At 54.2% G+C, this 19,062-nt stretch carries 16 protein-coding genes and 2 pseudogenes; 11 read left to right on the forward strand and 7 right to left on the reverse strand.

Annotated elements, in window-relative coordinates; all coding sequences use genetic code 11:
- The 10 genes and pseudogenes from QRN61_RS23905 to QRN61_RS23950 all read left to right on the forward strand — a co-directional run.
- Nucleotides 1-208: pseudogene (locus QRN61_RS23905) on the forward strand (type VI secretion system tip protein VgrG); the annotation flags it as partial.
- Nucleotides 198-935, forward strand: a complete 738-nt coding sequence (locus tag QRN61_RS23910; protein ID WP_285375806.1) for a DUF4123 domain-containing protein — start codon at nt 198-200, stop codon at nt 933-935. The pseudogene QRN61_RS23905 and the gene QRN61_RS23910, both read left to right, overlap by 11 nt.
- Nucleotides 935-5,584, forward strand: a complete 4,650-nt coding sequence (locus tag QRN61_RS23915; protein WP_245223389.1) for an RHS repeat-associated core domain-containing protein — start codon at nt 935-937, stop codon at nt 5,582-5,584. Before QRN61_RS23910 ends, QRN61_RS23915 begins: the two co-directional genes overlap by 1 nt.
- Before the next feature lies 1 nt (nt 5,585).
- Nucleotides 5,586-6,116: a CPCC family cysteine-rich protein gene (locus QRN61_RS23920; RefSeq protein WP_158547269.1), complete on the forward strand. Its 531-nt coding sequence runs from the start codon at nt 5,586-5,588 to the stop codon at nt 6,114-6,116.
- Between the two features lie 205 nt (nt 6,117-6,321).
- Nucleotides 6,322-8,508 (forward strand): annotated as a pseudogene (locus QRN61_RS23925) (polymorphic toxin type 47 domain-containing protein); the annotation flags it as partial.
- On the forward strand, nt 8,505-8,906 hold the full coding sequence (locus QRN61_RS23930) for a hypothetical protein (protein ID WP_096796520.1): 402 nt from the start codon (nt 8,505-8,507) through the stop codon (nt 8,904-8,906). The pseudogene QRN61_RS23925 and the gene QRN61_RS23930, both read left to right, overlap by 4 nt.
- 181 nt (nt 8,907-9,087) lie before the next feature.
- Complete coding sequence (locus QRN61_RS23935; protein WP_143520565.1) at nt 9,088-9,474, forward strand: hypothetical protein; 387 nt, start codon at nt 9,088-9,090, stop codon at nt 9,472-9,474.
- 318 nt (nt 9,475-9,792) lie between these two features.
- Nucleotides 9,793-10,116, forward strand: coding sequence for a hypothetical protein (locus tag QRN61_RS23940; RefSeq protein ID WP_285375814.1), 324 nt, complete (start codon nt 9,793-9,795; stop codon nt 10,114-10,116).
- 81 nt (nt 10,117-10,197) lie between these two features.
- On the forward strand, nt 10,198-10,563 hold the full coding sequence (locus tag QRN61_RS23945; RefSeq protein ID WP_285375815.1) for a hypothetical protein: 366 nt from the start codon (nt 10,198-10,200) through the stop codon (nt 10,561-10,563).
- A gap of 189 nt (nt 10,564-10,752) precedes the next feature.
- Nucleotides 10,753-11,058: a hypothetical protein gene (locus QRN61_RS23950; protein ID WP_285375817.1), complete on the forward strand. Its 306-nt coding sequence runs from the start codon at nt 10,753-10,755 to the stop codon at nt 11,056-11,058.
- 131 nt (nt 11,059-11,189) lie between these two features.
- On the opposite strand, the gene QRN61_RS23955 is transcribed toward QRN61_RS23950, so the two are convergent.
- Nucleotides 11,190-12,005, reverse strand: coding sequence for a VanW family protein (locus tag QRN61_RS23955; protein ID WP_285375818.1), 816 nt, complete (start codon nt 12,003-12,005; stop codon nt 11,190-11,192).
- Nucleotides 12,006-12,220: 215 nt separating this feature from the next.
- Between QRN61_RS23955 and QRN61_RS23960 the strand changes: the two genes are divergently transcribed.
- A complete protein-coding gene (locus QRN61_RS23960; protein ID WP_285375819.1) occupies nt 12,221-13,027 on the forward strand; it encodes a glycosyltransferase family 2 protein in 807 nt (268 codons plus the stop codon).
- Nucleotides 13,028-13,356: 329 nt separating this feature from the next.
- Here the strand turns inward: QRN61_RS23960 and QRN61_RS23965 are convergent, their stop codons facing one another.
- The 6 genes from QRN61_RS23965 to QRN61_RS23990 all read right to left on the reverse strand — a co-directional run bounded on the left by QRN61_RS23965 (nt 13,357) and on the right by QRN61_RS23990 (nt 18,795).
- The gene (locus QRN61_RS23965; protein ID WP_285375820.1) at nt 13,357-13,941 is read right to left on the reverse strand and encodes a hypothetical protein; all 585 of its coding nucleotides are present in this window, start codon (nt 13,939-13,941) and stop codon (nt 13,357-13,359) included.
- A gap of 85 nt (nt 13,942-14,026) precedes the next feature.
- Complete coding sequence (locus tag QRN61_RS23970) at nt 14,027-14,209, reverse strand: hypothetical protein (RefSeq protein WP_095136647.1); 183 nt, start codon at nt 14,207-14,209, stop codon at nt 14,027-14,029.
- A gap of 11 nt (nt 14,210-14,220) precedes the next feature.
- Nucleotides 14,221-14,463 carry a hypothetical protein gene (locus QRN61_RS23975; RefSeq protein ID WP_115989425.1) on the reverse strand — a complete coding sequence of 81 codons (243 nt, stop codon included), beginning with the start codon at nt 14,461-14,463 and terminating at the stop codon, nt 14,221-14,223.
- A 150-nt stretch (nt 14,464-14,613) separates the two neighbouring features.
- The gene (locus QRN61_RS23980; protein WP_285375822.1) at nt 14,614-15,684 is read right to left on the reverse strand and encodes a lipocalin-like domain-containing protein; all 1,071 of its coding nucleotides are present in this window, start codon (nt 15,682-15,684) and stop codon (nt 14,614-14,616) included.
- Nucleotides 15,674-18,145 carry an ABC transporter permease gene (locus QRN61_RS23985; RefSeq protein ID WP_285375823.1) on the reverse strand — a complete coding sequence of 824 codons (2,472 nt, stop codon included), beginning with the start codon at nt 18,143-18,145 and terminating at the stop codon, nt 15,674-15,676. Before QRN61_RS23985 ends, QRN61_RS23980 begins: the two co-directional genes overlap by 11 nt.
- Nucleotides 18,142-18,795, reverse strand: a complete 654-nt coding sequence (locus QRN61_RS23990) for an ABC transporter ATP-binding protein (RefSeq protein WP_027611612.1) — start codon at nt 18,793-18,795, stop codon at nt 18,142-18,144. The genes QRN61_RS23985 and QRN61_RS23990 overlap by 4 nt, the downstream gene beginning before the upstream one ends.
- Nucleotides 18,796-19,062: the final 267 nt, after the last annotated feature.

Consider the following 19,062-nt stretch of genomic DNA (forward strand, 5'->3'; position numbering starts at 1 on the left):
CATGAGCGGCCCGACGATCAACATCAACTCCGGCGGCAGCCCCGGCAGCGGCACCGGCGCCGCCCCGTTGATGCCCGGCGTGCTGAAACAGGCCGACGCCGACAAGGCCGGACAGGTCCTGACCCCGGCCCAGATCAACACCCTCAAACGCAACGCGCCGTTCTGCGAAGAATGCGAAAAATGCAAGGCAGGTGCCTGTGCCATCTGATCGACTGACACCCAAGGACTGGCTGGCACAACAGCCGCTGCAGAGTGGCGAGCGCCTGTACCTGATCGTCAGCGCAGCAAGCGATGCCGACGCGCTGAAAACCCTGTACCTGATCGAACCCACCGCCCAGCTCCTGCCAATCTGGGGCGGCACGCCCTACTCCACTTGGCAACCAGTGATGCCCTACGTCACCGAACTCAAACCGAACTCGGCATTCCTGCCGTGGATCGCCGAAACCGACGCCCTCGACTGGGGCTGGCTGGCCGTCTCACGCGCCGAACCGAACGAGGTGTTCGAGCACCTGCGCAGCCTGACGCAGGTAAAGATGCCGGACGGGACCGAGGTGTTTTTCCGCTTCTGGGATGGGCGGCATATCTACCCGATTCTGAAGGGGCTTGGGGAGAAGGCTGGGGAAGTAATGCCGGTGTTTGAGCGGTATTTGATTAATGGGCAGACGCTGGAGGTTGGGACACGGGTGTTGCCGAAGGTGAAGGATTGGCCGTGGTGGGAGGTGCCGAAGGATTTGCTGGATGGCTTAGCCAAGGACAACCCGACGACACTGATCAGCAACCTTATGCAGTGGCTGGAAGAAGACCGCCCGGACATTTACAACGCTTGGCCTGAGAACAACCTGAAGCTGAAAGTCAGCCGTTTCGTGCGCCGCCCGGATGCGCCGAAAAACCTTAAAGAAGCACTGTTAAACCACCTGATTCTGGAGCAAGGCTGATGGATCGCGTTGCCTTTGTTGATAAACAACTCTCTACCTTCCCGGACAGTTTGAAGGACTACCGAGAACTGACTGAAAGCAAATATGCGGAATGGCTGGACAAGGGGCCTCAATTTCTCGATAGACCAGCATTTTTTGGGTTGAGCAGATCCATCAAGCTCGGGAGCGCGAACGCTACTGTCAGTGTGAAAGACGATGAGTTCGAATCCACGGTTGCACAGTGCCCCAAGGATGGCAGACTGCTGATCGAAAGTAAGTTTGTCTCCGTCAACGACATTCCCGTTGGCAATATAACGGTCGAGGTCACTCCCAAAGAAGGCGGCACAGCAACTTCTATCACTCTCGATGCTGATGGAAAAGGTGTTTACAAGGGCGTACCAGGAAAAAAATACTTCGTTCGGGTACAAAGCTCAGTAACAAAAAATCAGCTAAATCAGCTATTTAGCTCCTACGACGGGTTCACCGCACAGTTAAAAGACTGGCTCGACTTAGAATGGAGAAAATACAGACCACTTTGGCCGAAGGAAACACTTGCCTCCCCCTACCTCGCCCAGATGAAGGGAACGCTCATTGGAAGTTGGGAGGCGATCAAGGCAGCATTTGACGGCATTAAGCGAATCTTTGAGATCCTGAAGGATCCGAAACAATTCGCAAAGGAATTGGGAGAAAGCGCGAGCGATTTGTTGAGACTAGCGAAAGAAACACCAGCGATGATGGAAAAGCTGATGTTGCTAGCCAGCGACCAAGCGGCACTTTTTCTTATTCTGAAGGCGTCAGGAATCTGGCTACTACAACTCCCTCCCAGCGTAATATCCGGAAAAACCGCAGAACAAATATCCAGCGCCATCGTAACTATTTTAATAGATATTCTTCTGGCGATCGTTCTCACGTTCGCTGCAGAGGGCTCAGGTATTGCCTACCTCGGCGTGCGCTTGGTTAACTACGGTGCAAGAGTTATCGAAGCCGTCTCTGGGTTTGTAAAATCCATATTCAGTATTGTTAAAAAGTTCATGGAAGCGATCGAGCACTACAAAAAACTCGCTACAAGGGCGATCGCTGGGACTTTTGAAAAGGGCAAGGTCAAACTTGGCTGGGACCGACAAGACCATGCAAAAGTTGGCAGTTCAGAGCATGTTGATGACAAATCAAAACAGTCAACCAACCACGACGATAAAAACGTCGCCTGCACCAGGGAAACTTGTGTTAACGGCTGCCCAGTATCGATGGTTACAGGGGAGGAACTGCTAACGCTTACTGACGGCCAGTTAAATGGACTGTTTCCATTCGAATGGACCCGCCTATATCGTACTAGCGCAGCAGAAGTAGACTGTGGACTAGGCTACGGGTGGAGTCACGCTCTTGCGCAGCGAGTCCAAGTGAATGACGACGGGATTGTCTGGACAGATCATGAAAATCGCATCACCAACTTTCCGCTTCCTAGCGAACAACGGTCAGCAATAACCAATAGCCTAGCAAAAGCGGCTATCTTTATTGGTGATGATCCATCTGAACTCATTCTGACCCAGGCAGGCGAGCGCCCGCTGTTCTATCACTTCAGGTACAACAGCGAAGGCGCAACACTTATTGCAATTACTGACCGGTATCGTAATCGGCTTCATATTACTCGCGATATTCATGGACGAATCAAACGTGTAGATAACGGTGCGGGACGAGCATTATTAATTCGCTATAATCGCAAGCATATTGTATCTGTCGATTATCAGCAGTTCATCCCTGCAGACAACCTGGAAGATGCTTGGGCCACCATTCAAACACTTGTCACTTATCGATACGACGAGCACAGTCGCCTCGTGGAAGCGAAAAACGCCGCGGGTGAAAGTGAGCTTTATTCCTATAACCACCAAAACGTAATTCTCGAAAGGCAACTAGCTGGTGGTGCGAGCTTCTTCTGGGAATGGGAGAACGAAGGAAAATCCTCTCGATGCATCCATCATTGGGCAAACTTTACACAGATGGATGCCCGCTATACTTGGGACGATAATGGAAGCGTCACTGTTACTAACGCTGATGGCAGTGAGGAAATCTACACTCATGACGATCACGCCAGACTCATCAGCAAAGTCGAACCGGGTGGAGCGGAACACAGCAACATCTACGACGAAAAGGGCCGTCTTGTTGCCGAAAAGAATCCATTAGGCGCAATCACGGAATACCAGTACAACGACGCGGGTCGATTGGAAGCAGTAATTCCGCCAGAGGACACACCTACACTTTACGACTACAAATTCGGCTTTGTGTCCGAAGTTCGTCGTGGCGATGCGATCTGGAAATATATACGAAACAAACAAGGTGATATCACTCAACAAATTGATCCCGACGGTAATTCAACGTATTACTCTTACGATGATCAAGGTCGTCTTTTAGAGATTCTAAACCAGGATGGCAGCCGCCATAGGTTAGGTTGGAACAACCTCGGCGAATTGCTTGAAGAGCAGTTACCGGATGGTGGGAAACGTAAATACCGTTACGATGCACTTGGGCGGCAAATCACTCGCCAAGATGAAACGGGCGCCATTACTCAATACCAATGGGATGCCGTTGACCGTCTGATTCAGGTGATCCTACCCGGTGGCGCCAGCCGTGCCTTCACCTATAACCCGTATGGTCGCGTCACCGCCGAGCGAGACGAACTTGGGCGCATTACCCAGTACGAATATGCTGACAACCTGCATCTTGTCAGTCGTCGCATCAATCCGGACGGCAGCCAACTGCGCTACCGCTACGACAATGCGGGACTGCTGCTTACCGAAATAGAGAACGAGCGCGGCGAGCAATATCACCTCGACTACTACGCCAACGGCCTGATCCAACAGGAAACCGGCTTCGACGGTCGTCGCACTGCCTACGAGTACGACCTCAACAGCCAGTTGGTCAAGAAAACCGAATTCGGCGATGACGGCAGCGAACTCGTTACCGAATACCAGCGCGATGCTTCTGGCCGCCTGTTGGTAAAAATCCTCGCCGATGGCGAAGAGATTCACTACAGCTACGACGGACTGGGTCGTCTGGTAAATGTCGACGACGGCAATTGGCCACTCGCCTACGAATACGATGTGCAAGATCGCCTGATCACTGAACACCAAGGCTGGGGCACCACACGTTACGAATATGACAGCGTCGGCCAACTGAACCACTGCCGCCTGCCCGATGGCAGCAAACTTGACTACCGTCACCTGCCCGGCGGACGTCTGAGCAGCATCGACCTCAATGGCTCTCGCCTGACCGCTCACCAGTTCAGCGCCGGACGCGAACAGCAACGCCAACAAGGTCTGCTGCTCAGCCAATACCAGTACGATGAGCAGGGTCGCTTGCAAGCCCACACAGTCGGCCAGCGAGACAAGAACCTGTTTCAGCGTCGATACAACTACGACGCCAACGGCAATCTCGCCGGTATCGATGACAGCCGCAAAGGCAAGCGCAGCTACCACTACGACCCGCTCGACCGACTCATCAGCGTGCGCGGCGCCACACCGGAAAGCTTCGCCCATGATCCGGCCGGTAACCTGCTGGGTCAAAACAACGAAGGCACAGCGAACCTGGCCAACGTCAAAGGCAACCGCCTGCTGATGCAGGGCGACCGCCATTACGACTACGATGCCTACGGCAACCTGATCCGCGAACGCCGTGGTGCCGGCCAGAAACTCGTCACCGAATACCGCTACGACTGCCAGCACCGCCTCATCGGCGTCAGCCTGCCGGGCGGCAGTACCGCATCCTACAAATACGACGCCTTTGGTCGCCGTATCGAAAAAACCGTCGACGGCCACACTACCGAGTTTCTGTGGCAAGGCGAACGATTGATCGCTGAAAGCGCGGAAAACCGCTACCGCAGCTACATTTACGAACCTGGCAGCTTCCGCCCTCTGGCAATGCTCGACGGCGAAGGTCCACGCAAAGCTACGCCGTTCTACTATCAGCTTGATCACCTCGGCACGCCGCAAGAACTCACAGATTACAGCGGCGAGATCATGTGGTCGGCGAAGTACCGCGCCTACGGTAATCTCGCCGCACTGGACGTCAGCGAGATTGATAATCCGCTGCGCTTCCAAGGTCAGTACTTCGATGCCGAGACGGGGTTACATTACAACCGGCACCGCTACTACAATCCGGGTACTGGGCGTTTTTTGACGCCGGATCCGATCAAGCTCGCGGGTGGGTTGAACAACTATCAGTACGTGCCTAATCCTACGGGTTGGGTAGATCCGCTTGGTCTGAACACTTGTCCTGGCGGAGATAAATGCATCCCTGGCCAAGGCGCTGAGGCGCCTGAGGACAAAGCCAGAGTAAATCAAGGAGATGCGCAGGTTCCAACGGCGGCCGCATCTGTCAATTGGAAGGGATTTTCTTCTGGGAAGTTGCAACCTCATTATCAAAAGCATGTAATTGATCAAAAAGAATTCGGAAACATAAGCCAAACTGAATACTTAAAACAGGCGAAAGAATTCTCGAAAGAATCAGGAAGCTTTAACGAAACGAATGTCGGAAATTTTGTAATCAAACATGACCCAGCAACTGGAAGAATATTTGTTGGACACTTGAAATCCAGAGAAATTAGAACATTTTATAGAGATGATGGTAGAAGCGCCGACGCCTTCCAATCCGCCATTGAATTGGCTAAGGGTTTATAAAATGACCAAAATTGATCGACACGATGCTATAAAAAAAATCTCAAAGGCAATTTTGATTTTGCTTGACCATGACGAGCGAGAATCTCATCTCCTCGATTGGTGGAGTATTGATGAGAGCAATCCTGAATTCTTCACACTATCAGAGCAACTGCAGAGCCTTATTGCTAGCGGGGACGATCTACCTAGCGACATCGATGATAAAAAATATGACGAACTTATCTTGCTTGCCCTAACATCAAGCTATAAAGGCGTAACAAACGTATTCTTATCAAAAAAATTAAAACAATTGAATATTGGAGAGTACGAGGTATCTGGAGAAATTGAAACTCTGATGCCTTGCCCGTGCTGTAAATACCGCACGCTTTCAGTGCTTGGTAATTATGAAATTTGCGACCTATGCAAATGGGAAGACAATGGAACTAGCAACCTTGACACTTATAGCGGCCCAAACCACATGACTCTTCGGGAAGCAAAAGAATTGTTTGCAAAAAAAACTGAGAAACTTCCTTTGGATAAATGGGTGAAAGAATAACGTTGAGATGAGTCATTCGCGTGTGTGGATAGTCGAAATTGCGACTATGGCGAAGTAATCAGGTCACCGACCTTACAGACGAGACTAAGGGGGACTAAGGGGACAGGTTTATTTTCCGGCTTGCCCCCCTTTTTTGATTCAAAAGGGAGTGAAAATCCCCCTGTTCTAGCCGCTTTTTCAGAAACAGATCCGTCCCCTTTTTCCGGAAGAGCGTCTGCCGGACGGAGGTCAACGGAAGTATCGCTACGACGCACTGGGTCGTCAGATCACTCGTAAGGAAGAATCCGCGCCATCACCCAATACCAACGGAATGCGGCCAACCGCCTAGCACAGCGCAACACGTGCCTTCACCTACAACGCCTATGGCAACGTCACCGCCGAACGTGACGAACTCGGCCGCATCACTCGCTACGAATACGCCGACAACCTGCACCTGGTCAGCCGCCGCATCAATCCGGACGGCAGCCAACTGCGCTACCGCTACGACAACTCGCGTCTGTTGCTCACTGACATCGAAAACGAGCGCGGCGAACATTACCAGCTCGATTACTACTCGAACGGCCTGATCCAGCAGGAAACCGGCTTCGACGGTCGCCGCACGGCCTACGAATACGACCTCAACGGCCAGTTGCTGAAGAAAACCGAATTCGGTGATGACGGCAGCGAACTTGTTACCGAATACCAGCGCGATACCGCTGGCCGTCTGCTGGTAAAAACCCTCGCCGATGGCGAAGAGATTCATTACAGCTACGACGCTTTGGGTCGTCTGGTGAATGTCGACGACGGCCACTGGCCGCTCGCCTATGAATACGACGTGCAGGATCGCCTGATCACCGAACACCAGGGCTGGGGCACCACGCGTTACGAATACGACAGCGTTGGCCAACTGAGTCACTGCCGTCTCCCTGACGGCAGCACACTCGACTACCGTCACCTGTCCGGCGGACGCCTGAGCAGCATCGACCTCAACGGCTCACGCCTGACCAGCCACCAGTTCAGCGCCGGTCGCGAACAACAGCGCCAGCAAGGCCTGTTGCTCAGCCAATACCAATACGACGAACAAGGCCGCCTGCAAGCACACACCGTCGGCCAGCGTGATAAAAACCTGTTCCAGCGGCGCTACAACTACGACGCCAACGGCAATCTCGCCGGCATTGACGACAGCCGCAAAGGCAATCGCAGCTACCATTACGACCCGCTCGATCGCTTGGTCAGCGTACGCGGCACGACACCGGAAAGCTTCGCCCACGACCCGGCGGGCAACCTGCTCGGTCAGAACAACGAAGGCACGGCCAACCTCGCCAACGTCAAAGGCAACCGCTTGCTGATGCAGGGCGACCGTCATTACGACTATGACGCCTATGGCAACCTGATCCGCGAACGTCGCGGCACGGGCCAGAAACTCGTTACCGAATACCGCTACGACTGCCAGCATCGCCTAATCGGCGTCAGCCTGCCGGGTGGCAGCACCGCGTTCTACAAATACGATGCCTTCGGTCGTCGTATCGAAAAAACTGTCGATGGTCAGACCACCGAGTTCTTGTGGCAAGGCGAACGGCTGATCGCCGAAAGCGCAGACAATCGCTATCGCAGCTACATTTACGAGCCGGGCAGCTTCCGTCCACTGGCGATGCTTGATGGCGAAGGCCCGCGCAAAGCCACGCCGTTTTACTACCAACTCGACCACCTCGGCACACCGCAGGAACTCACCGACTACAGTGGCGAGATCATGTGGTCCGCGAAGTACCGCGCCTACGGTAACCTCGCTGCGCTGGACGTCAGCGAGATCGATAACCCGCTGCGCTTCCAGGGTCAGTATTTCGATGCCGAGACAGGGTTACATTACAACCGCCACCGCTACTACAATCCGGGCACTGGACGGTTTTTGACGCCGGATCCGATCAAGCTTGCGGGTGGGTTGAACAACTACCAGTACGTGCCTAATCCTACTGGGTGGGTAGACCCTCTAGGCTTGGCCAGTGGTCCAACAAATTGCCCACAACCTGTTCCAGGTGGGACATGGAAATTCAATTCAGAGGTTGACCTCGACTGGAGACATACGCCAGGAACGTCGTATCAGCAGATGCATAAAGGATTAGACGAGGCATTTACTCGAACTGGCGTACCAAAAAATGAATTTACAGTTACCAAGTGGGGTAAAGACCAATACGGAAAATCTTATCCTACGGAATGGCGCGTACTAGAGGGCAAAAATAAGGGTGCAGAGGTGAACATCGATGATCCTCGTCTCGTTCCATCCACCGACGGTCCTGCAGACCCTCATGTCGGGTATCAAACGCCTGGCAAACGGGGTACAGGTGGGGCTGTTAGAGGACATATTTTGTTAGAATCCGTGCCTGTATCACGCGCGAGAATTGGAGACCCTCAATGAACTACCTAGAAAAAGAAATAGACTCAACATTGGCAGAGCAGTCCTTAGCGCATGAGAAACTATGCGACGATGAACTATCTAAATTAATCACCAGGCTAACAACGTTATTTTTTTCCCCTGAAACAAAGGGTCTCGACCCTTACCACTTGAAGAACACTCAAAAAAAACACGATCCAGAATTCTGGAAAAAAGTCGACAGGCTCCCAAATTTTGAAAAACCGTTCCTGATAGTTCAAGACAGTAAGATTCATGCTTGGAAGCTAGAAACCTCTGAAGATCTTAAAATGCTATTTTCCGAAACGACTGGGTTTCCATTTTGGATAGCCGACAACAATTTAAAAGTCCTAATCTATATGGATGATCATGACTGCGTTCATACCAGTGATTGCAACCAGTAAATACACCCAACGTCAGGTTACTGGCCAACCGGAAGGGAACAGATTTATCTTCCGGCTTGCCCCCTTTTTCGTCCTGGAAATATGAGCCCAACTGTCAGGGTGATATCACCAAACTAGATCTGATAAATATGTAATGAACATCGACAACACTGCAATACGAGCACTACCAGAAATAAAATAAATGGTTATTACGATAGCAAGCACAGTTAAAAGCACACACGATAAAATATTTGTCGAATATTCAACACCCTATGGAAAAGGCTTGTCAGCATTTAAAGGCTCACCCCCTACCGCAAATCAAACACTTGATGTCGAAATCAATATAGATGATGAGTTCATTTGGGGAGAAAACTTGACCCCCTCCTCAAAAAACACACCTTCCATATCCTTCGACCTAGGATTCACATACATCACAGGAGAGTTAATCGTTATTGAGGACGACGGTTGCGGTGTATTAAAAATTGGGGATGCGATAATACTAATTTCTCTTGAGCAAAAAAAACATACCCTACCCATATACGTAGATATTATTGCAAAAGAAATCTCCATCCACCCAACCAACATATGAGCAAGCGGAAAAACACCAAAAGCTTTCATCTAATATTACCCACCCTTTGAATCCCTACTCTAGGTTAACGTGATTAAAGCGAACCAATTAAAGAGGAAATATTTATTTTGCAGCCCGCCCCTTTTTAATCAATAGAGATTGAAAACATTCCTTTTGCAAAGCCTCTTTTCATAAAATAAATCCGTCCCCTTTCCCACCAAGCAGGCGCGAGCTAGTGGTAATCGAATGTATAGCGCATCTCACGACAGTATAATATCTAGGATCTACCTAAATGAAACACTAACAACCGCCACAAATTTTCACCCAACGATGAAATAGATGATGACCATAGAACAGCTTTCAGAAAAGCAACGCGACATAGTCAACAATTGTCTACTAGACTTACTGGAGTCATCATACTTACAAAACTCTAGTTTTTTGCAAAAAGCTTTAGAAAGCCTAATTAAATCGCATGGCTTTGGCATAGAAATGTCTGGGATATATATAAGCACGGACGAAGATCCAGAAAATATCCCTGAATACCTAGAAGATGGAATTGCTTTTGAATTTATGGATAGCCACGTCACATTGCCATTTAAAGACGCTGCCGCTTTTATCATTTCTTGGTGCGCTACACAAAACAGGTGGAAGAGCTTAATCTAGACATAACGCTAGAAAAACTTAAGAAAAAATTTAGTTAAACACTTAAAACCAACGATATCGGAGAAGCAAATCGCGGCAAAAATGGACAGTTTTATTATTAATAGACAATCCAAAAGGCATTGCCCCCCCTTTGCTCAAGGTAGAATTATGTTAGATAGCAATAAAGAAATAACACTTAAGGGAGAAGAGGCGCTTGAAGCCCTAGCAGAAATCGAATACACCTTGATTTCACTGCATAAAATTGGGAGCTACTACTTCGACAAATCACTTAAAGATTACAGAAAAGCCACAACTGACTTCATTGATAACGAAAAAATCACTCAACGGCTTGCCAAAGTTAGAAAGCTCATCAGCAAAAATTTTGATCCGACTCTTGGAAAGGACGATATGGATGACATCGAACGTCATCTGGAAGGGATTAAATTCTGGGCACCGAACAAAATATGACAAATTTATTTTCCCGCCAAATTTCAAAGGTAAGTAAAAATAAATTCGCCCTCCCTTTACTGGGCATTTGGAAAGAATTAGACTTTGAAAACCTTGAAGTCACTCTTCTTACGTTTATGAGATAGCCTTTAAAAAATTCTATTCTAGGATCCGCCTACAAATTTGCAAATAGAACCAGGAATATAGCCAATGAATACTGATAAAATAACAAGTCTTGGCGGAAAAATAATTTTTGATGAAATCTCCAACTTGAGCAATTTGGAAATTTCATTAATCACTGATGACTTGAAGGAAGATCTATTCCAGGCTTCTTTTCCCTCGGGGCAGATCCTGGATATCGGATGGTATCCAGAGCTTTCTAAAAACGGCTTCTTTAAGGTATTGCTTATATCTAATAGAGACTGGAGTTCGCCTACCTATAGTGAAACCGCAAAAACCTGGAAGAGTCTTGAAAAGGCTTTGAAAAATGCTCTTAAAAGAATGCAAACACCATAAACGAAAACCCGAAGCACACTCCTCCCTAAAAATCCTGCAACCTCACCAGACCTTTTTACAAGCAATACCCGTCGCATACGGAGTGTCCCGCCATCTACTAAATAATTTCTTCATCATCTGCGGTATAGCAATCATCTCTCCACCATTTCCTCCACCACCTCATACTTAACCACCACCCGATTCCGATACAATCTCACCCTCTCCACCAATTCCCCCACCTGCCCCTTCTCCCGCACTTCCCGCCAGATCTCATTCTCCCGATACACCCGCTCCCCCTCCCGCACAAACCGATGCCCTTCCTGAAACACGTGATACCGATACGCCCGCACCCGATCGCACAACAACTCCCCCTCCAACTGCGTGTCCCCCACGTTCAACTTCAACTGAAAACTCCGATCCGTCGGGTTGTGCAGTACCAGGTCAACGTAGTTGTAGAAAATCGCCGCGCCGGAACCGAATGGCAGTACTCGCCCTTCGTCCGGGAATGGGTCGAAGCTGTGGTTGGAGCGCTCGATCACGACCAGCGGTGAGTGAATCGCCATCCAGTGGATCAGGTTGCTCAGTTGGCAGATTCCGCCGCCGATACCGCTGCGTGCTTCGCCGAAGGACAGTTCCATGCCTTCGACGTAGCCGCGTTTGCGGGTTGGGCGGCCGACGAGGCGGCAGAAGGAGAAGTGTTCGCCGGGGGCAATGACGAGGCCGTTGATGGCGGCGACGGCGAGTTTGAGGTTGATGACTTTGTTGTGTTGTAGGGCGAGGTCGGAGTCGCCGAGTTTGCGGATGAGTTTCGAGGTGTGTTTGAGGTAGCGGAATGGCAGACGGTCAGCGTCGGCAACCAGGCGTGCGTAGCGTTTGCTGGAACAGTGCCAAGCGATCTGGCGGAACAGTCTTTTTTGCCACACTCGCAGCCAGTACAGGGCCGGGTGGTAGAGGGAAAGTGGTTTCATCCGTGAGGCAACGGCAGGCGCCGTTTTGTCCTTGAAGCGTGTTAGGGGCGCGCAGTTTAGCCTGTGGGCCGGCTTGCGTCGTGCGCGAGATGTCGTGGCTCGACACACTTCGAATGGCTTGCTGAACGGCAAATTAAGCTTCAACTAAGCTTGCGTCGCTAGCATCCCGGCCCGAGAGATACCTGTCGCCGATCAACCGCGGATGAGCTTACCGAATGAGCCAGTTTGATTTACCAGCCGTTACGCAGCCGAATTTTAGTCTTGTATTGGTAAATTACAAAACCCCGGACATCACCCGGATGTGCCTGGAGTTATTGCGTCAGCACGTTCAGGCGCAGCGCGTTCCGGTTTGGGTGGTGGACAATGATTCGGCGGATGCCAGCCTGGATTACTTGCGTTCGCTGGACTGGATCAATCTGATCGAACGTCCCTCCCCCGGCAAAGAAGCGGGACATATTGCGCATGGCAAGGCGCTGGATCTGGCGCTGGAAAAAGTTGAAACCGACTATCTGTTTCTGCTGCACACCGACACCTTTGTCTACGACAAGGAAGTCTTTGAGATGATGCTGCGTGAGTGTACAAAGTCTGCGGACATCGCCGCAGTCGGGTGTGTCGAGCAAATCAATCGAGGGATTCTGAGAGAGACCTGGCGACTAACTTCGCGGTTTTGCAAACACTATATTCGCCGGGCGAAAACTGCGTTGGGTTTGCGCAGTAAAGAGCCGAAAACTTATCGGGAAACTCACCTCAAGAGTTTCTGCACTTTGTGGAACGCCAAGTTGATGAAGTCCCATGGACTGCACTTTTGCATGGATGACCGAGTGCCCGGTTATACCCTGCAGGATCGAATGGTCGGTCTGGGCTATGGCATCAAGCTGCTGTCACCACGCAAGATTTTCCGCTATCTGGATCACATCCAGGCAGGAACCGTCGCCGCCGTCGGCACGTACGGCAAAAACCACCGCCGCACCAAGATGTATGAAGCCACCCTCAAACGATTTGAGGGGCAGGCATCGGCATAATCGCGAACACAAAAAAGGGCGACTGCAAAGTCGCCCTTTTTTTATCTGAAATTGTATACATCCGCTCCGAAGAGGTGTTCGCCCAGTGTAATGGCCTGGCAATCCATGCACCGGTAAAGAGCCCTGACACTGGGCGAACGGGAAGGATTTTAATAGAAGTTGGCAGATATGTCGTCATACACAAAGGTAAATTTTATGTACGAAAAAGTTAATAGATATTTATCGACGAAATCCTTTCGTGAAACTTTCAAAGCACGGCTCAGCTCATTTCAGATGATTGTTCTCATACAATAATTTGTACAAGAACAATCATCTTGTAGAGTTAATACTCAGCTTTCATGCTGACTGGTCACTTTTAATACATCGGTATAAGTGACAACTACGCTCTGCCCGACTTTCAAATCTTTCAGCTTGGCCTGAATTTCAGGCTTTTTGACGTCGAGGATTTTCGACTTACCTTGAGGGTTTTCCAGGGTCACCTGATTATTCTTCAAATCAATTTTGGTGATTTTCAGTTGCACCTGAATCTGGCGATAAGCCTCGCCGCCCGGGTTTTCGCTGCCCGGTGCCTTGCGCAGCTCGCCGCTACGCTCGACGGTGCCAGGCAGACCTTTATCCACATCGGTATCGAGGTAAGCCGCCACCGAGCGTTGTACTTCGACTTTTACCAGATCGCCGACCTGAAGATTGGCGAGGTTTTTCGCCTTGTCGCTGAGCTGAACGTGAACCTGACGACCTTCGGCGCCTTCGAGCACGACCTGATGGTTGGCCGCATCGACGGCCAGCACTTTGGTGGTGACCTGATCGGCCAGGACAGTGGCGGACAGCGGAATATCCGCCGCCATTGCGCCGAAGCTGGTGGCGGACAGAACGGTTGCGAGAGTGATGGCCTTGGCCAGAGCGTGGAGCTTCATAAGCGGTACTTTCCCTGTAATGAATGGCAGCAACCGGCGCCCACGCGTGGCAGGCGCCGACTGTGCCACTGAGCATAGACGCTGTTCAGGGCTTGGCTTTCGTTTCTGCCGCGGCGGTCTCCTGCGCGGTGGACTCGCCACTGGCGGTGCCCTTGCCGCTGTCCTCGCGCTGTTTGGGATCGGTCGGGCGCAGGGCGTCGTTGTCGCGCTCGGTTTCTCCCGGTGGCCGGGGTTCGTCGGGGTGTTCGCTGGGGGATACGGGTTTCATGGGAGTGTTCCTCAGGCTTCAGGGTCATCCAGTTCATTGGTGACGTTCGCGGCAGGCGAATCCTTGTGCAGATCGTCGGCCTTGGCACGCAGGATCTGCCACTGCTCCAGATCGATCGCGCCCTGGCCGAGCAGATCGTCGGCGATGCGCTGCAGGTCGAAGTAGTGAGCGTCGGGCGATTGCTGCCAGTAGGTCTGATCGTCGAACAGGCGCTGCCAGGTGGTGAGGTCTGGGGGTTGCAGGTCGTCGCTCATGGGCGGGCTCCTCGCCGGGGTCTCGGAAATGGGCCGGGATTGATCGGTAGAGGGTGGTAGACGGGGCGGAGTTCCGGGCAATTGCTCTGTGGGTGACTGTACCGGCGCTTTCGCGAGCAAGCCCGCTCCCACGGGTTTTGCGTGTGAGCGTCAGTACCCGGTCATTTCCAGATAGCCGCGCCCGCCATGGCTGCCGCTGATCCGCACCGGCCCTTCCCAGTAAGGGATGCGCAGGTTCATCCAGGCGGCGGGATTGAGCGCGTCGAGGCTGATGTCGAGGTGTTTGTCGGGAATGCTGATCGACCAGCGCACCGGCATCTTGCGTCCTGCGACTTTGGCGGTGTCCTGAGGGGTGAGTTTGATCTGCTCGCCGTGCAGGGTTTCGGTCCGGCCGTCGGCGTTAATCCAGGTGCCGGTCAGATACGGCGCGCCGTCGGTTTGCCGGGTGCGGAACAGCATCAGCGACTCACCACTGTCCAGGTGCAGGGAAAACCAGTCCCACCCGGTCTGATTGGCTGCCAGCGGCTGGCTGCTCCATTCACGATCCAGCCACGCCGGGCCGCTGACGGTGTAGGTCTGGCCGTCGATTTGCAGGGTGCCGCTGGCCTGAAAAAACGGCTGACTGTAGTAGTACGAAGCCTGACCCTGTTCGGATTTTCGGCTGAAACCGTTGTCACCTTGCAACACCAGTGGACGACTGGAGGTGAGGTGCAATTGATAGCTGAAGGCTTTGTCGCTGGCGCTGAGTTGCAGATCGGTCAGCGGATCCTGCGCCTGACTGGCGAAGCGCCAATCATCGATCCACGCCTCGAACGGCGCCACGTTCACCCCGGCCTGCCCCACTCCGCCCCGGGCATAGCGCTCGGCGGCATGGTGCGCGGTGGCTGAAGTCACCGCGGCATGCCCGAGCCAGATCGTCTGGTTGCCCCAGCCCGGCTGCTCTGCCGCAGGCTTTAACGCACTGCGAAACAGAGTCCATTGCACACCGAAATCGTGACCCTGCCGGTCCTTGAGATTGGCGGTGACGTACCACCACTCGATACGAAAACCGTCATGCGCGCCGTGATCCGCCGGAAAGCTGAACACCCGCCCCGGCACCACCGGTGTGAACTGCGCGGCCTGATCGCCGAGCCCGGCAAAACCCTTCTGCTCAGGCACAGGCTGATCGCAACCGGCCAACAGCAGCAACGCGAACAGCAGCGCGACCCGGCTAATCCTCATGGGCAAACGTCCTCAGCAGATCCGCCGGTTGCGTGCGGTACAACGAATACAGCGGCCACGCCGAGGCCAACAGCGTCGCCAGCAACGCCAGCCCGAGCAACTGCAGCAGTTGCAGCGGAAAAATCCGCAACGGCAGACGCCAGCCGAATGCCTGCACATTGATCACCGCGTCCAGACACCACGCCAACGCGATCCCCAACGGCAACGCCAGCACCAGCGTCAACACCGCCAGCAGCCACGTCTGGCCGAGGTTAAGCAGCATCAACTGACGGCGCGTCACACCCAGCGCCCACAGCGGCGCCAGTTGCCCGAGGCGGCTCTGGCTCTGAGTCAGCAGGCTGATGAACAGCGCCACACCGGCCACCGCCAGGGTCAGACTGTTCAACGCGGCGGTGGCGGCGAAAGTGCGTTCGAAAACCTGCACCGACCAACCCTTGAGCCGCGCCTGATCGACGATGCGGCTGTCATCAAGCTGAAAGCGCGTTTGCAGTGCGTGCAAAAACGGCGGGATATCGGGCGGCGCGATGCGCAGGTTGAAACGGTTCGGCGTCAGTGACGGCCACAGCCGCAGCAGATGATTGCTGTTGACCAGCACGTGCCCCTTGGGATTGCCGTAGTCGGCGTAGATCCCGACGATCCGCGGTGACCACGCCCCGCCCGGCATCGGCACGCTCAAATGATCCCCCGCCCGCACCTTCAGCCGTCGTGCCAGTTGTTCGCTGAGCATCACTGAATCGTCGTTCGCCAGATGCGCCCACGGATCTCCGGCAATCGCCTCGAGCAACGGCCAGTGCTGCCGGTAATAAGGATGATCGATCACCCCGAAGACATCCGCCGGCCAGCCTTGCAGGGTGACCGCGACTTGCCAGTTGGGCAGCACCGCGCTGACGTTCGGCTGTTGCTTGAGCCAGGCGTACATCTCGCGCGATTGCGCCGGATTGACCGGGTTGAGGTACAGCTCGGCACTGAGGCGTTGTTCGAGCCAGTCGTCGAAGGTCTGGCGAAAACCGGCGGTCATGCTGCCGGCGCCGATATTGGCCGACAGCGCCAGCAGCAACGCCATCAGCGCCAGGCTGAGTGCCGGCAGTTGCTGGCGGCAATCGGCGAGAAACCACTGACCGAGCACCGAACGACTGCGCCCGAGCAACGAATTGAGCACTGCGCTGAGCACCACCGGCAACGCCAGCGCAGCGCCGAGCAGCAACCCGGCCATCAACACAAAACCACTGCTCAGACTGTCGCCCCAGACCAGCGCCAGCAGCGCGATCAGTCCCAGCACCGCCGCCAGCCAACCCTGACGGCGCAACCAGCGCGCATGTTGCTGATGCCAGGCCTGCGGATCCGCCACCGCCAACAGCGGCAAGCGTGCCGCACGCAGCAGACTGTTGGCACCGGCCAGCAACGCGCCGAACAGGCTCAAACCAATACCGCTGAACCACCACCACGGGCTCAAGCGCAACTGCCCCGCCACTTCCGCGCCGTACAGACCGCGCAGGCTGGCGGCGACATCCGGCAGCAACACGCTCGCCAGCCAGTAACCGCTGATGACTCCGAACACCCCGCCAGCCAACGCCAGCACACCGAGCTCGACGACCAGACAGCCGATCAACATCCGCGCACTGACCCCGCAGGCGCGCAACGTGCGCAGCAGACCACGACGCTGTTCCAGCGCCAGACCGATGGCCGCGTGCACGATAAACAGCCCGACCAGAAAAGAGAGAAATCCCAAGGCATCGAGGTTGAGGTGAAAGCTCTCGGTCAGACGCGAAAGATTGTTTTCCTCGGCGCTGCTTTTGAGCTGCAGTCGACCGTTGAACGCGGCCGGCAGCTCGGCGTGAAAATCCTTGGGCAGTAACAAGCGCGACAGTTGCCCGGGCTGTTCGAGCACGGTTTGCGCGACGCCGATGTCCACCAGCAACACGCCAGGCGCCATGTCCTTTTGCGCGTGCAGCGGCGGCAGCGTCTGGCCGCTGGCGGTTTGCGGCGTGGCGCCTTCGGTCAGGCCCAAGGAGTGCAGGGTTTCCGGGGAAATCCAGGTGCTGCCCGGCGGTGAGAAGAACGCGACGATGCGCTCGATCGGCATCGCCTGCCCGGCCACCGCAGCGTCCATCGGCAGCGACACCGGTTCGATGCCCATCAGTTGCAGGCGCTGGTCTTGGTGATCCTTGAGCAGCAGCCGTCCCTGCAGCAGCGGCGACACCGGCCAGCCTGCGCGGCGCAGATCGATGAACCACTGCTGGGTGAAGGTCGCACCGCTCGGTGTGGCCAGACTGGCCTGGGGTTCGCCACCAATCATCTGACTGGCCCGGGCGTAACTGTCGCGGGCCTGACTGTTCAGTGCCTCGACCCCGGTCAGCAAACTGGTGGCCAGCCACAGCCCGGTCAGCACACTGAAGAACTGCACCGGATGCCGCCGCCAGTGGCTGAGCAGCGCACGCAGGGTTTGCCAGAACACGTTCACGTCAGACGGCCATTGGACAACACCACCCGTTGCGCCAGCCGCGCTGCAACCCGCGGGCTGTGCGTGACCATCAACAGCGTGGTCGGCGTGTCATCCAGCAACTCGAGCAACAGGCGCAGCACTTCGTCGCTGGTGGCTTCGTCGAGGCTGCCGGTGGGTTCGTCGGCGAGCAGCAGTTTCGGCCGCGACGCCAAGGCCCGGGCCAGCGCCACCCGCTGCTGCTGACCGCCGGAAAGTTGTTCGGGATAACGCTTGAGCAAATCGCCCAGCCCCAGACGCTGCACCAGATGCGCTTGCCAGCGCGGTTCATGGCGCCCGGCCAGGCGCGCCTGGAACGCCAGATTGTCCTCGACCCGCAGGCTGCCGATCAGGTTGAACTGCTGGAACACCAGACCGATTTCCGTACGGCGCCAGTCGGCCAGTTGCGCTTCGTTCATCTGCTCCAGCCGATGCTCGCCGCTGTGGATGCTGCCGCGATCAACCTTGTCGAGGCCGGCGATCAGGTGCAGCAAGGTGCTTTTGCCGCTGCCGGATTCGCCCATCAGCGCCAGACTGCTGCCGGCTTCGAGCGTCAGGTCGACGCCTTGCAGCACCGGGAGCGGACCTTGGGGGGTGAGGTAACTTTTGAACACGCCTTGAACCTGAAGCATGCCGCCATCCGTTGGGTCAATGTGGGGCAAGGATAGCGGATAGCGGCCTGATTGGATCAGTGGTGTTCGTACTGGTCTCATCGCTGGCAAGCCAGCTCCCACAGAGATTGAGGTTGCTCACAAATACTGGACTCACCATCAAACACCGTAGGAAATATCTTCAGATCAGCGGTGTTTGAACTGGCCCCATCGCTGGCAAGCCAGCTCCCACAGGGATTGAGGTTGTCCACAAATACTGAGTACACCCCAAAACACTGTGGGAGCTGG

The sequence above is a fragment of the Pseudomonas sp. lyk4-TYG-107 genome, from assembly GCF_030209055.1.
Classification (GTDB): Bacteria; Pseudomonadota; Gammaproteobacteria; order Pseudomonadales; family Pseudomonadaceae; genus Aquipseudomonas; species Aquipseudomonas putida_A.